This is a genomic window from Pseudomonas arcuscaelestis (assembly GCF_016881005.1).
GTDB lineage: Bacteria > Pseudomonadota > Gammaproteobacteria > Pseudomonadales > Pseudomonadaceae > Aquipseudomonas > Aquipseudomonas arcuscaelestis.
In genome coordinates this window covers 103,860-117,951 of the sequence record NZ_JACOPV010000001.1, presented here as the reverse complement: position 1 = coordinate 117,951, position 14,092 = coordinate 103,860, and the positions used below count along the sequence as shown (strand labels likewise).

Sequence of the window (14,092 nt, the reverse complement as noted above, 5' to 3'; positions counted from 1 at the left end):
CATCTCTCTATCGAACTGGTACATGCAAGGAGCCTGCATGACGGTGTTGCGTCCATTTTTAGTCGCCGGCCTAGGGCTATTGCTGATACTGACAGGGTGTGGTGAAAAGAAAACCGCTGAAGTCGAACTACCCAGGGTAGCCGTACAACACGTTCAACCCAGTGACTTTGCTGCTTCTGTCACCTTGACCGGGGATGTTCAAGCCCGGGTACAAACGGAACTGTCGTTTCGTGTAGGTGGCAAGATCATTTCTCGAAGTGTTGATATTGGCGATCATGTGAAAGCCAATCAGGTGCTGGCTCGGCTTGACCCCAAGGATCTGCAGGCCAATGTCGACTCGGCCAAGGCTGAAGTGTTCGCAGCGCAAGCGCGGGTCACTCAGGCCAGTGCTGCTTTTGTCCGTCAGCAGAAGCTGCTGCCCAAAGGCTATACCAGTCAGAGCGAGTACGACTCGGCCCAGGCCACGCTACGTAGCAACCAGAGCGCACTGAAGGCCGCCCAGGCGCAACTCGCCAACGCTCGCGACCAATTGGCTTACACCGCACTGGTGGCTGATGCCGCTGGGGTCATTACCGAACGTCAGGCCGAAGTTGGGCAGGTGGTTCAGGCCACGATGCCGGTTTTCAGCTTGGCCCGCGATGGTGAGCGTGATGCGGTGTTTAACGTTTACGAGTCCTTGCTGGTAGCGCCGCCGAGTAACGAAACGATTGTGGTCAGTCTGGTCGACAACCCGAAAATTCAGGCCAAGGGCCAAGTGCGTGAAGTGACGCCGACGGTCTCGGCGCAGAGCGGGACGGTGCAGGTCAAGGTGGCGTTGCACGACGTTCCGGACGCAATGGAGCTGGGCTCGCCGGTCACGGCCACTGGCAATGTTCATGGAAAACCAAGTATCGAACTGCCCTGGTCGGCCTTGACCAAGGCGTTGCATGATCCGGCTGTCTGGCTGGTAGGTGATGACAACAAAGTCAGATTGCAGCAGGTCAAGATCGGTCGCTATCTCACCGGTAAAGTGGTGATCGGTGAAGGCCTCAAAGGCGGCGAAATGGTGGTTGTGGCAGGCGGGCAGCTACTCAATCCGGGCATGCAGGTGGAAATCGCACCCTTTGAGGATATTGGGGTGGCTCAATGAAGACATTCACATTGGCGGTGTGCAGTGTGGTGTTGTTGACGGGGTGTGGCAAGGAAACTGCCAAACCAGATCCGATTCGTCCGGTACTGTCGCTGATCGTCGAGCCTCAAGTTCAAGCCGATCTTGGGCGATTTGCTGGCAGTATCCAGGCGCGTTTCGAAAGTACCTTGGGCTTTCGAGTAGGCGGGCGTATTGCTCGGCGCTGGGTCGATGTCGGCAGTCAGGTGAAGGCCGGCGATACACTGGCCAGCCTCGATCCGGCCGATCAGCGTAACCAGCTACGTGCAGCCGAAGGCGATCTGGCGAAGGCCCAGGCGCAATGGATTAATGCTCAGGCTGATGCACGCCGGCAGCAACAGCTATTTGATCGCGGCGTGGGTGCACAGGCACAACTCGATAGCGCGATGACCGATATGAAAACCACTGGCGCTACCCTTGAGCAAGCGCGGGCCGCTGTCGATCAGGCGCGTGATCAACTCGGCTACACCGAGTTGCAATCCGATCATGCTGCGGTGGTCACCGATTGGCAGGCGGAAGCCGGGCAGACCGTCAGTGCCGGCCAGGCGGTTGTCACCTTGGCTCGCCCGGATATCAAGGAGGCGGTTATCGACCTGCCGACCTACCTGGCCGAACAGCTATCTGGTGATTTGAAATTTGTCGTCGCTTCGCAACTTGACCCCGACATCAGCACCACCGCGACGTTGCGTGAACTTGAGCCGCAGGCGGATGCCGCCACGCGAACGCGTCGAGCGCGTTTGACCTTGGCTACCACCCCAGACGCGTTCTATCTGGGGACCGCGATCAGTGTCACCTTGACCTCGACGGTATCCCCGCGGGTGGAACTGCCTGCCTCGGCGCTGCTGGAAAGTGACGGAAAGAACCGAGTCTGGGTGGTCGATCCGCAACAGGAAACGGTCGCTATTCGTGATGTGCAGTTGCTTGAACGGACGCCGACCAGCGTGGTGCTGAGTTCAGGTTTGAAGGCAGGGGATCGCGTAGTAACTGCCGGCGTCAACAGTCTCAAGCCGGGTCAGAAAGTATTAGTCGATGAGGAAAGTCCACGATGAAAGGAAGCTTCAACCTGTCGGAGTGGGCGCTGAAGCACCAATCCTTTGTCTGGTACCTAATGTTCGTCAGCTTGCTGATGGGCGTATTTTCCTACATGAACCTGGGGCGGGAGGAAGATCCTTCTTTCACCATTAAAACCATGGTGATTCAGACGCGTTGGCCTGGGGCAACGCAGGATGAAACCCTCAACCAGATCACCGACCGCATCGAGAAAAAGCTCGAGGAGCTGGACTCACTCGATTATGTAAAGAGTTACACCCGTCCGGGTGAATCGACCGTCTATGTGAACCTGCTCGATACCACGCCTGCCAAGGATATCCCCGAGATCTGGTATCAGGTACGCAAGAAGATCCAGGATATTCGTGGCGAGTTTCCTCAAGGTATCCAGGGACCGGGATTCAACGACGAGTTCGGTGACGTCTACGGGTCTATCTATGCATTTACCGCCGACGGCTTGACCATGCGCCAACTGCGCGACTACGTCGAGCAGGTGCGGGCGGTGATCCGTGAAGTGCCAGGCCTGGGCAAGGTCGAGATGATCGGTACCCAGGACGAAGTGCTGTTCCTGAATTTTTCCACACGCAAGCTGGCCTCCTTTGGCATTGATCAGCGCCAGGTGTTGCAGGCGTTGCAGAGCCAGAACGCGGTCACGCCGGCCGGGGTAATCGAGGCTGGGCCTGAGCGCGTGTCGGTCCGTACGTCCGGGCAGTTCGCTTCGGAAAAGGATCTTGAAGCGGTCAATCTGCGTATCAATGATCGCTTCTTCCGTCTGGCGGATATCGCCGAAATCGAGCGCGGATATGTTGATCCGCCGTCGCCGCAGTTTCGCTTCAACGGGCAGCCTGCCATAGGCCTGGGCATCGGCATGAAAGCCGGTGGCAACATTCAGGCATTTGGTGCCGACCTGCACAAAACCATGGACCAGGTGGTTTCCGAACTACCGGTAGGCGTCGGGGTGCATACCGTATCCGACCAGGCGGTGGTGGTGGAAGAAGCCGTAGGTGGCTTCACCAGTGCCCTGTTCGAGGCGGTCATCATCGTTCTGGTGGTGAGCTTCATCAGCCTGGGCCTGCGCGCCGGTCTGGTGGTGGCGTGCTCGATTCCATTGGTGCTGGCGATGGTGTTCATCTTCATGGAGTACAGCGGCATCACCATGCAGCGGATCTCGTTGGGGGCGTTGATCATCGCCCTAGGGCTGTTGGTAGACGATGCGATGATCACGGTGGAGGTAATGGTAACGCGCCTGGAAATGGGCGAGACCAAGGAGCAGGCAGCAACCTTTGCCTACACCTCGACGGCCTTTCCGATGCTCACGGGCACCTTGGTGACAGTCGCAGGCTTCATGCCGATTGGTCTCAATGCCAGTTCTGCAGGGGAATACACCTTCACACTTTTTGCCGTGATCGCCGTTGCGTTGCTGGTGTCCTGGGTTGTGGCGGTGGTGTTCGCACCGGTACTGGGTGTGCATATCCTCAGCGCCAAGGTCAAACCGCACAACGAGGAAACCGGCCGCGTCGGCAGGGCATTCGAACACAGCTTGCTATGGTGCATGCGCCACCGCTGGCTGACGATCATCGGTACCATCGTGATCTTTTTGCTGGCGCTGTTTTGCATGCGATTCGTGCAGAACCAGTTTTTCCCCGCTTCGGACCGCCCTGAAATCCTTGTCGATCTCAATCTGCCGCAGAACGCCTCCATCGAGGAGACCCGCAAAGCGGTGGATAAACTGGAGGCCACGCTCAAGGGTGATCCGGACATCGAGCGCTGGAGCACTTACATCGGCCAGGGTGCGATTCGTTTCTACCTGCCACTGGACCAGCAACTGCAGAACCCTTACTACGCACAGCTGGTTATCGTCAGTAAGAGCTTCGAGTCCCGCGAAATACTCATCAAGCGCTTGAAGCAACGTTTGCGTGAAGACTTTGTCGGCATTGGCAGTACAGTGCAGTCACTGGAAATGGGTCCTCCTGTCGGGTTGCCAATCCAGTACCGAGTAATGGGCAAGGACATCGATGAAGTGCGTAAACACGCCATCGCCTTGGCGACGCTGCTCGACAGCAATGACAACATTGGCCAGATCATTTACGACTGGAACGAGCCAGGCAAAGTATTGCGAGTCGATATCGCCCAGGACAAGGCACGTCAGCTTGGCCTGTCGTCCGAGGACGTGGCCAATGTGATGAACAGTATTGTCAGTGGCACGACCATCACTCAGGTAAATGACAACATCTACCTGATCGACGTTATTGCGCGCGCCGTAGGCAGTGAACGTAGCTCGCCGCAAACGCTGCAAAACCTGCAGATCGTCACCCCCAACGGTACGTCGATTCCCCTGCTGGCATTCGCTACCGTGCGTTACGAGCTGGAACAGCCGCTGGTCTGGCGTCGCGATCGCAAGCCGACCATCACCATCAAGGCCGCCGTGCGCGGCGATATTCAGCCGACCGACCTGGTAAGAGAGCTCAAACCGCAGATCGACGATTTTGCCAGTAAGTTGCCGGCAGGCTACAAGATCGAAACCGGCGGTACCGTGGAGGCGAGTGGCAAGGCCCAGGGCCCGATTGCCAAAGTGTTGCCGTTGATGCTGTTTCTGATGGGCACGTTCCTGATGATTCAGTTGCACAGCGTGCAGAAGCTGTTCCTGGTCGCGAGCGTGGCGCCGTTGGGCTTGATCGGTGTGGTCCTGGCCCTGGTACCAACGGGCACGCCGATGGGCTTTGTGGCGATTCTGGGGATTCTGGCGCTGATCGGCATCATCATCCGTAACTCGGTGATCCTCGTGACCCAGATCGACGAGTACGAAGGGCAGGGCTTTACGCCGTGGGCAGCGGTTCAGGAAGCAACCAACCACCGCCGTCGACCGATCCTGCTGACGGCTGCAGCGGCGAGTCTGGGTATGATCCCCATTGCTCGCGAAGTGTTCTGGGGGCCCATGGCCTACGCGATGATTGGTGGGATCATCATCGCCACCTTGCTGACGTTGCTGTTCCTGCCGGCCCTGTATGTAGCCTGGTACAAGATCAAGGAGCCGCAGGCTACAGAAGGGTGATGCCCTTGCAGAGCTTACCCGTCCGCTTTCCGAGGCGGGCAAGGGGCTCGGTGTAACTGAAATAAAAAACCGGCGCACAGGGCGCCGGTTTTGTGTTGGCGTTTCGACTTACAGGCCGTCGAGCATTGCTTTGTTGCGAACTGCACCCTTGTCGGCACTGGTGGCCAACAAGGCGTAGGCTTTCAGTGCGGTAGTCACTTTGCGTGGACGCACTTCCACAGGCTTCCAGCCTTTCTTGTCTTGCTCCACGCGACGTGCAGCCAGCTCTTGATCGCTAACCAGCAGGTTGATCGAACGGTTGGGGATGTCGATCAGCACCTTGTCGCCGTCCTGAACCAGGCCGATAGCGCCACCGGCAGCTGCTTCAGGGGAAGCGTGGCCGATGGACAGGCCCGAGGTGCCACCCGAGAAGCGGCCATCGGTCAGCAAGGCGCAGGCTTTACCCAGGCCCTTGGATTTCAGGTAGGACGTCGGGTAGAGCATTTCCTGCATGCCTGGGCCGCCTTTCGGACCTTCGTAGCGAATGATGACGATGTCGCCTTCTTTCACTTCGTCGGCAAGAATGCCGCGCACGGCGCTGTCCTGGCTTTCGAAGATTTTCGCATTGCCTTCGAACACATGGATCGACTCGTCGACGCCGGCAGTTTTCACTACGCAACCGTCCAGAGCGATGTTGCCGTACAAGACGGCCAGGCCGCCTTCCTGCGAGTAGGCGTGTTCGACACTGCGGATGCAGCCGTTCTCACGGTCATCATCCAGGCTTTCCCAGCGGGTCGACTGGCTGAAAGCGGTCTGGGTCGGGATGCCGGCCGGGCCAGCTTTGAAGAAGTGGTGTACGGCTTCGTCGCGGGTCTGGGTGATGTCCCACTTGGCGATGGCTTCTTCCATGCTCGGGCTGTGCACGGTCGGCAGGTCGGTGTGCAGCAGACCGCCACGGGCCAGCGAGCCGAGGATGCTGAAGATGCCGCCGGCGCGGTGGACGTCTTCCATGTGGTACTTCTGGATGTTCGGCGCGACCTTGCACAGTTGCGGCACTTTGCGCGACAGGCGATCGATATCGCGCAGGTCGAAATCGATCTCGGCTTCCTGGGCTGCAGCCAGCAAGTGCAGGATGGTGTTGGTCGAGCCACCCATGGCGATGTCGAGCATCATGGCGTTCTCGAACGCCTTGAAGTTGGCGATATTGCGCGGCAGAACGCTCTGGTCGTTTTCGCCGTAGTAGCGTTTGCACAAGTCGACGATGGTGCGCCCGGCTTGCAGGAACAGCTGTTCACGGTCGCTGTGGGTCGCCAGGGTCGAACCGTTGCCTGGCAGGGCCAGGCCCAGCGCTTCGGTCAGGCAGTTCATCGAGTTGGCGGTGAACATGCCGGAGCAGGAACCACAGGTTGGGCAAGCGCTGCGCTCGTACTCGGCAACTTTTTCATCGGATGCGGTCGAGTCGGCGGCGATGACCATGGCGTCGACCAGATCCAGACCGTGACTGGCCAGTTTGGTCTTGCCCGCTTCCATCGGTCCACCGGAAACGAAAATCACCGGGATGTTCAGGCGCAGGGCGGCCATCAACATGCCAGGGGTGATCTTGTCGCAGTTGGAGATACATACAATGGCGTCGGCGCAGTGGGCGTTGACCATGTACTCGACCGAGTCGGCGATGATTTCCCGGCTAGGCAGGGAATAGAGCATGCCGTCGTGGCCCATGGCGATGCCATCGTCCACCGCAATGGTGTTGAACTCTTTGGCCACACCACCGGCACGTTCGATCTCGCGGGCGACCAGTTGGCCCAGGTCCTTCAGGTGCACATGCCCTGGGACGAATTGGGTGAACGAGTTGGCGATGGCGATGATCGGTTTTTTGAAGTCTTCGTCTTTCATCCCAGTGGCGCGCCACAAGGCGCGTGCGCCGGCCATGTTGCGACCGTGGGTGGACGTTTTCGAGCGGTAATCAGGCATGAAGCACTCCTGGCGGCTAATCAGGTAACAAAAAGGGGAGTGAGCTTCTCTTGTCCTTTGCACCGAAGGCATGTGGCCGCTGGTACGGATGAAGCCGAGATCGCCGCGGGATCGCCGTGCGCTCGGCCAGAGCTCATAAACCCGCCGGGATGACTGGCGATGAATAGCCCGATTCTACACCGCTGGCGCTGCGAAGGAATGGCGATGTAGAGGGTTGGTGGCGAACAGCACCGACATTGTCCGGTAATCGGTCTGTCAGACCTTTTGTAAGACCATTCTGAATCGTTGCGAAAGCCACTAAAAGCGGCTGTTTCCGCCAGTTGAACTGGCTATCATCGCCGCGCCGCATGTGCGGCTTACGAGATTACATCCTTAATGGACCTTCCCAGTTTCAGTTCATCGCGAACCTACATTCTGGCACTGAACGCAGTGGCGCCAGGGCTGCCCGTCAGCTGACCGATCTTTCTGCGGTCGGCCTCCAGGCACCTGCGCTGCTGCCTGGAGATCGAAATGACATCTATCCATGAAGTAAACCGTGCCGCCCCGGCATCGCCCAAGGCTCAAGCGCAGACTCATCGCGCAGCCGTCGATGAGGCAACCGAGGACTTCCACAAGGGCGCCTTGATCTCAACCCCGCTGGGTAATCTGAAGACCGCCACGATCGGCCTGCTGTATCGAAAGCGCGTGCTTTGGCTGGTATTGCTGGTGTTTGGCAACTTGTTTTCCGGAGCCGGGATCGCCGTGTTTGAAGAAACCATTGCCGCACACATCGTTTTGGTGTTCTTTCTGCCGTTGCTGGTCGACAGCGGCGGCAATGCTGGGGCCCAGTCGGCAACGTTGATGGTCCGCGCCTTGGCTACAGGTGAAGTTGTGATGCGTGACTGGTTGAGTTTGCTAGGTCGCGAGTGCGGGGTAGCCTTGGCCTTGGGATGCACCATGGCCCTTGCAGTGGCGTCGCTTGGGGCGCTGCGTGGCGGACAGGATATCGCGCTGATTGTGGCCAGTAGCATGTTGGTCATTGTGTTGCTTGGCAGCCTGATCGGCATGAGCCTGCCGTTCCTGCTAAGCCGCATGAAACTCGACCCGGCCACGGCCAGCGGGCCTTTGGTGACATCGATTGCCGATGCCGCAGGGGTGCTGGTGTACTTCGGGATTGCGTCGCAGGTGCTGGATATCTAACGGCGTTGGCGGCTGTCCCGTGACCGAGTGGATGTACCCGGTTGGAGCGGGCTGCCCCGCGATGCGATGTAAATGAATACTCGCTATCGCAGGGCAAGCCTCAGCGGCTTAGCTGTTAGGCAGCAACCGGCAGGTAATGCTCTTGATGTAGCGGGTTTCCGGGATCGCCGGGTGTACCGGGTGATCCGGGCCCTGACCGCCGCGCTCGAGCAGTTGGATGTTGCGATCCAGGTGGCGGGCGCTGGTCAGCAGAATATTCTGCAGGTCGTCTTCGGGTAGGTGCATCGAGCACGACGCGCTGACCAGAATGCCATCTTTGGTTAGTAGGCGCATGGCCTGTTCGTTGAGGCGACGATAGGCACCTTCACCGTTTTTCAGGTCTTTCTTGCGCTTGATGAAGGCAGGTGGGTCGGCAACGATTACGTCGAATCGCTCTTCCGAGGCCTTGAGCTCTTTAAGGGCTTCGAATACGTCGCCTTCAATGCAGGTCAGCTTTTCGGCAATGCCGTTAAGGGCTGCGTTGCGCTCAACGCCGTCGAGGGCGAAGCCCGAAGCGTCTACGCAGAACACTTCGCTGGCGCCGAAGGCACCGGCCTGTACGCCCCAGCCACCGATGTAGCTGAACAGGTCGAGAACGCGCTTGCCTTGAACGTACGGCGCCAGGCGCGCACGGTTCATGCGGTGGTCGTAGAACCAGCCAGTCTTTTGGCCTTCCATGACCGGAGCTTCGAACTTGACGCCGTTCTCTTCCAGGGCAACCCACTCCGGTACCAGGCCGAACACGGTTTCCACGTAACGATTCAAGCCCTCGGCATCGCGTGCGGCCGAGTCGTTCTTGAACAGAATGCCGCTAGGTTTGAGCACCTGGACCAGCGCAGCGATAACATCGTCCTTGTGCTGCTCCATGGTGGCCGAGGCCAACTGCACAACGACGATATCGCCGAAACGATCCACTACCAGGCCCGGCAGCAGGTCGGAATCGCCGTACACCAGGCGATAGAACGGCTTGTCGAACAGGCGTTCGCGCAGCGACAGGGCTACATTGATGCGGTGCACCAGTAGCGATTTGTCCAGTGCCAACTTTGCGTCACGCGACAGCAGGCGGGCACAGATAAGGTTGTTGGGGCTCATAGCGACGACGCCCAAGGCCTTGCCACCGGCGGTTTCCAGAATGGCCTGGTCGCCGGCCTTGAAGCCATGCAGCGGGGTCGCGGCGACGTCGATTTCGTTGCTGTAGACCCACAGGTGGCCGGCGCGCAGGCGGCGATCGGCATTGGCTTTGAGACGAAGGCTGGGCAGGGACATGACGTCGCTCCGGGAAAAAAGAGCGGGAGTATAACCCGATGCCTGGCGTGCCGATGTGAATAGCGACAAATTGCTACATGGCAGAGGCCCTGGTTTCTCCCCTGGTCAGGATGATCGGGTTAGAATCGCCGCTCAGTCCCGAGTGTATACATATGTCCCAGGAACTCTCCGCCGAACAGATTCAGCATGCCTTGCAAGGCATCAGCGTTCCCCCGCAGCCGCAGATCATGGTCGATCTGCAGTTCGAGCAATATATGCCTGATCCCGACCTTGAGGTGATCGCCAAGCTGATTTCTCAAGACCCCGGGCTGTCGGGTGCTCTGCTCAAACTGGTGAACTCGCCTTACTACGGGTTGACCAACAAAATTGCCTCGATACAGCGTGCAGTGAATTTGCTCGGCAGCCGTTCGATCATCAACCTGATCAACGCCCAATCGATCAAGGGCGAGATGAGCGATGACACGATCGTTACGCTCAATCGTTTCTGGGATACCGCCCAGGATGTGGCGATGACGTGCCTGACCCTGGCCAAGCGCATCGGCTCCCAGGCGGTGGACGAAGCCTACGCCTTGGGCCTGTTCCATGACTGTGGTGTGCCGTTGATGCTCAAGCGCTTCCCCAATTATATGGGCGTGCTTGAAGATGCCTACGCCAGTGCCGGCCCGGATAAGCGGGTGGTCGATACCGAGAACCAGGTGTTCAACACCAACCATGCGGTGGTTGGTTACTACACGGCCAAGTCCTGGCGCCTACCCGAGCATTTGAGCAATGCCATCGCAAATCATCACAACGCCCTGGCGGTGTTCAGCGATGATTCGGCGCGCAGCAGTCAATTGAAAAACCTGCTGGCGATTCTCAAAATGGCCGAACACATTTGCTCCTCCTACCGGATATTGGGCAACCAGAGTGTCGATCACGAGTGGCAGGCGATTGGGCATCTGGTGCTCGACTACGTGGGGCTCTCGGAGTACGACTTCGAGAACCTCAAGCAGACCATTCGCGAATTGGGCAGCCACTGACACATGCCGGAACTACCAGAAGTCGAAACCACCCGGCGCGGTATTGCGCCTTACCTGGAAGGCCAGCGCGTCAGTCGGGTGATCGTGCGTGACCGGCGTTTACGCTGGCCCATTCCCGAGGATCTCGACATCCGCTTGTCCGGGCAGCGTTTCGTCAAGGTCGAGCGCCGCGCCAAGTATCTGCTGTTAAATGCTGAAGTCGGGACGCTGATCAGTCACCTGGGCATGTCCGGTAATTTGCGTCTGGTCGAGATTGGCCTGCCTGCCGGCAAGCATGAGCATGTGGACATCGAATTGGAGTCGGGTCTGGCCTTGCGCTACACCGATCCGCGCCGTTTCGGAGCAATGCTCTGGAGTCTGGATCCACTCAATCATGAGTTGCTGATCAAGCTCGGGCCCGAGCCTTTGACCGACCTGTTTGACGGTGAGCGTCTTTTTCAGCTATCGCGCGGTAAGTCCATGGCGGTCAAGCCATTCATCATGGACAACGCTGTGGTGGTAGGGGTTGGCAACATATATGCGACCGAGGCGTTGTTCGCGGCGGGCGTCGACCCGCGTCGCGCGGCGGGCAGCATTTCACGGGCCCGGTACTTGAAGCTGGCTATCGAGATCAAACGCATTCTGGCCTGCGCGATCGAGCGCGGTGGCACCACTTTGCGCGACTTTGTCGGCGGTGATGGCCAGCCGGGCTACTTCCAGCAGGAGCTGTTTGTCTACGGTCGCCGGGAAGAACCGTGCAAGGTTTGTGGCAGCATCCTGCGCGAGGTCAAACTGGGCCAGCGCGCGAGCGTTTTTTGCCCGCGCTGTCAGAAGTGAAGGCGCTCAGCGGGGGCTGAGCACTTCTGCGCGGCCTACGCCGCGGGGGTCGCTGGCGGCTTCCAGCGTTTGCTTGGCCTTGTCCCAGAACAACACTTGCTGGTTGCCGTATGTGCGGCCCAGATCCTTGAGCTGGTAGCCACGGGCCTGCAGTTGGTGTTGCTGTTCGGCGCTGAAGGCCCCCGGTTCGTGCTCTACGACATCCGGTAGATACTGGTGGTGGTAGCGTGGCACAGCGGGCCAACTGGCGACCGGCTTACCTTCGAGGAAACCAAGCATCGACAACAGCACCATGCTGGGGATTCGGCTGCCGCCCGGTGTGCCAAAAGCAGCGAACTGCGTCGGGCTCTCGATGAAAGTCGGGCTCATGCTCGATAGCGGTCGTTTACCGGCGGCTACGGCATTGGCTCGACTGCCGGCCAGGCCATAGCTATTACTGCCGTGCGGGTCCGCGGCGAAGTCGTCCATTTCATTGTTCAGTACCACCCCGGTGCCAGGTGCGCTGAACGCTGCACCGAATGGCAGGTTGACCGACAGTGTTGCGGCGACGGCATTACCTTCGGCATCGATTACCGCAAAGTGTGTGGTGTGATCGCCTTCGCGCCAGGGCGGCGCAGGCGCAAGGCTGCTGCTGGGCGTGGCCTGGTAAACGTCAATACTGTCTGCAAGGCCGGTCAGGTAGTTGCGCGACAGCAACTGCGCTACCGGGTTGCTCACGTAATCCGGATCACCAAGCAGGCCGCGGTCGCGGTAAGCCCTGCGCAACACTTCCAGCACGTAATGGCTGCGTTGTACCGGTGCGGCGCTTTGCCAGGGCAGGCGCTGGAGCATCGCCAGGCTCTGTGCCAGGGCCACGCCACCCGCGGAGGGCGGTGGGGCGCTGATCAGCTCGCGCTGGTCGGCCAACGGGTAGCGCAAGGGCTCGCGCTTGGCTGTGCGGTAGTTGGCCAGGTCGTCCAGGCTCCAGATTCCGCCCGCGTCCTGCACACCTTGAACCATGGCCTGGGCAGTAGGGCCCGCGTAGAACCCATCGCGGCCCTGTTCGGCCAGTCGTTGCAGGGTGATCGCCAGTTCGGGTTGGCGGATCTTTGCACCCAGCTCGGGTACTTCACCGTTCGTGAGAAACAGACGGGCGCTCTCTGGGTCGTCACGCAGTGCGCTCAAGCGCATCTTGGCCCGATCCCGGTAGATACGGTCGACGGCAAAGCCCTGGTTGGCCAGGCGAATAGCCGGTGCCAGGGTGCTTCTAAGTGGCAGCTTGCCGTAATGCGCAGCCAGATCGGCTAGGGCCGCTGGCAAGCCTGGGATCGCCGCCGCCAAGGGACCGTTGATGGACAAGCCCGGCTGGACCTTGCCGTCTTGCAAATACATGGCTTCGCTGGCCTTGGCGGGCGCACGCTCGCGAGCGTCGATAAAGGCATAGCGAACCGGAGTGTCACCTTCACGCAGGAGGAAGAACCCTCCGCCGCCAAGTCCGGAACCGTAGGGCTCGACTACTGCCAGGGCTGCACTGAGGGCGATGGCTGCATCGAACGCGTTGCCACCCTGCTGGAGAATTTCTCGGGCAGCGGCGGTGGCTTCGGTGTGCGGGCTGGCGATCGCGGGACGCCCCGGGCCCTGGGCCTGGGCACCGACAGCCCCTAGCGCCAGGCTGGCACCAAGGACTAACGGGAGGAGCCGGGCGACGAACGGCATCAGGCCTTGCCGGTGATCTTGCGGTATTTGGCCATCAGCTCGTCTTCGGTCTCTGGATGAGCTTCATCCAGCGGGATGCAGTCGACCGGGCAAACTTGCTGGCACTGTGGTTCGTCGTAATGACCGACACACTGCGTGCACAGGTTCGGGTCGATCACGTAAATCTCTTCGCCCTGGGAGATAGCGGCGTTCGGGCACTCGGGTTCGCAGACGTCGCAGTTGATGCAATCGTCGGTGATGATCAGGGACATGGGGACTCCGGCCAGGGCTCAGGACCCGGGCATTTGAAAACCAATGGGCACAATTGTGCCGCATTCGCGCCCGCAGTGCACGCGGGCGCCGTAGTCAAATTACCGAGGTCACTTCTTGAAGCGTTCGGTCAGGGCCTCGGCCACCACGGGATGGACGAATTTAGTGATGTCGCCACCCAGCGCCGCAATTTCCCGAACCAAGGTTGAGGAAATGAACGAGTAACGTTCGGAAGGGGTGAGGAACAGGCTTTCGACGTCCGGTGCCAGTTGGCGATTCATGTTCGCCAGTTGGAACTCGTACTCGAAGTCCGATACGGCACGCAGGCCGCGCAGGAATACATTGGCCTGCCTTTCCTTGGCGAAATGTGCCAACAAGGATGAGAAGCCGATGACTTCGACATTGGGCAGGTGCTTGGTGACCTCACGAGCCAGTTCCACCCGTTGTTCCAGCGGGAACAGCGGGTTTTTCTTCGGGCTGGCAGCGACCGCAATGATCACCTCGTCGAACAGCCGTGAGGCACGTTCGACCAGATCGCCATGGCCCTTGGTAATAGGGTCGAAAGTACCTGGGTACAACACTCGGTTCATCGCGTCGTCCTGGCAGGAGTGCGTTGGGGAGTCGGATGGTATC

The 14,092-nt window shown here is 59.5% G+C and carries 11 protein-coding genes; 6 read left to right on the top strand and 5 right to left on the bottom strand.

What is annotated here, in order from left to right; translation table 11 throughout:
* Positions 1-37 precede the first annotated feature (37 nt).
* The 3 genes from H8F21_RS00490 to H8F21_RS00480 are packed head-to-tail and all read left to right on the top strand — an operon-like array spanning position 38 to position 5,246.
* Positions 38-1,129, top strand: a complete 1,092-nt coding sequence (locus H8F21_RS00490) for an efflux RND transporter periplasmic adaptor subunit (RefSeq protein ID WP_203479046.1) — start codon at positions 38-40, stop codon at positions 1,127-1,129.
* Positions 1,126-2,196, top strand: coding sequence for an efflux RND transporter periplasmic adaptor subunit (locus tag H8F21_RS00485; protein WP_203479047.1), 1,071 nt, complete (start codon positions 1,126-1,128; stop codon positions 2,194-2,196). The genes H8F21_RS00490 and H8F21_RS00485 overlap by 4 nt, the downstream gene beginning before the upstream one ends.
* A complete protein-coding gene (locus H8F21_RS00480) occupies positions 2,193-5,246 on the top strand; it encodes an efflux RND transporter permease subunit (RefSeq protein WP_203479048.1) in 3,054 nt (1,017 codons plus the stop codon). The genes H8F21_RS00485 and H8F21_RS00480 overlap by 4 nt, the downstream gene beginning before the upstream one ends.
* A gap of 108 nt (positions 5,247-5,354) precedes the next feature.
* On the opposite strand, the gene ilvD is transcribed toward H8F21_RS00480, so the two are convergent.
* Positions 5,355-7,196, bottom strand: a complete 1,842-nt coding sequence (ilvD, locus tag H8F21_RS00475; protein WP_203479049.1) for a dihydroxy-acid dehydratase — start codon at positions 7,194-7,196, stop codon at positions 5,355-5,357.
* Positions 7,197-7,706: 510 nt separating this feature from the next.
* On the opposite strand from ilvD, the gene H8F21_RS00470 reads away from it, so the two are divergent.
* Positions 7,707-8,375 (top strand): magnesium transporter, encoded by a 669-nt coding sequence (locus tag H8F21_RS00470; protein ID WP_203479050.1) that lies wholly within the window; start codon positions 7,707-7,709, stop codon positions 8,373-8,375.
* A gap of 108 nt (positions 8,376-8,483) precedes the next feature.
* On the opposite strand, the gene H8F21_RS00465 is transcribed toward H8F21_RS00470, so the two are convergent.
* Entirely contained in the window at positions 8,484-9,680 is a 1,197-nt protein-coding gene (locus H8F21_RS00465) for a class I SAM-dependent rRNA methyltransferase (protein WP_203479051.1), read from the bottom strand.
* A gap of 152 nt (positions 9,681-9,832) precedes the next feature.
* On the opposite strand from H8F21_RS00465, the gene H8F21_RS00460 reads away from it, so the two are divergent.
* On the top strand, positions 9,833-10,699 hold the full coding sequence (locus tag H8F21_RS00460) for an HDOD domain-containing protein (RefSeq protein WP_203479052.1): 867 nt from the start codon (positions 9,833-9,835) through the stop codon (positions 10,697-10,699).
* Positions 10,700-10,702: 3 nt separating this feature from the next.
* Positions 10,703-11,515 carry a bifunctional DNA-formamidopyrimidine glycosylase/DNA-(apurinic or apyrimidinic site) lyase gene (gene mutM / locus H8F21_RS00455; RefSeq protein ID WP_203479053.1) on the top strand — a complete coding sequence of 271 codons (813 nt, stop codon included), beginning with the start codon at positions 10,703-10,705 and terminating at the stop codon, positions 11,513-11,515.
* Between the two features lie 6 nt (positions 11,516-11,521).
* On the opposite strand, the gene ggt is transcribed toward mutM, so the two are convergent.
* The 3 genes from ggt to coaD form a co-directional block, all read right to left on the bottom strand.
* Complete coding sequence (gene ggt, locus H8F21_RS00450) at positions 11,522-13,210, bottom strand: gamma-glutamyltransferase (RefSeq protein WP_203479054.1); 1,689 nt, start codon at positions 13,208-13,210, stop codon at positions 11,522-11,524.
* Positions 13,210-13,461: a YfhL family 4Fe-4S dicluster ferredoxin gene (locus tag H8F21_RS00445; RefSeq protein ID WP_017124885.1), complete on the bottom strand. Its 252-nt coding sequence runs from the start codon at positions 13,459-13,461 to the stop codon at positions 13,210-13,212. The genes ggt and H8F21_RS00445 overlap by 1 nt, the downstream gene beginning before the upstream one ends.
* Before the next feature lie 108 nt (positions 13,462-13,569).
* Positions 13,570-14,049 (bottom strand): pantetheine-phosphate adenylyltransferase, encoded by a 480-nt coding sequence (gene coaD, locus H8F21_RS00440; protein WP_136478624.1) that lies wholly within the window; start codon positions 14,047-14,049, stop codon positions 13,570-13,572.
* Positions 14,050-14,092: the final 43 nt, after the last annotated feature.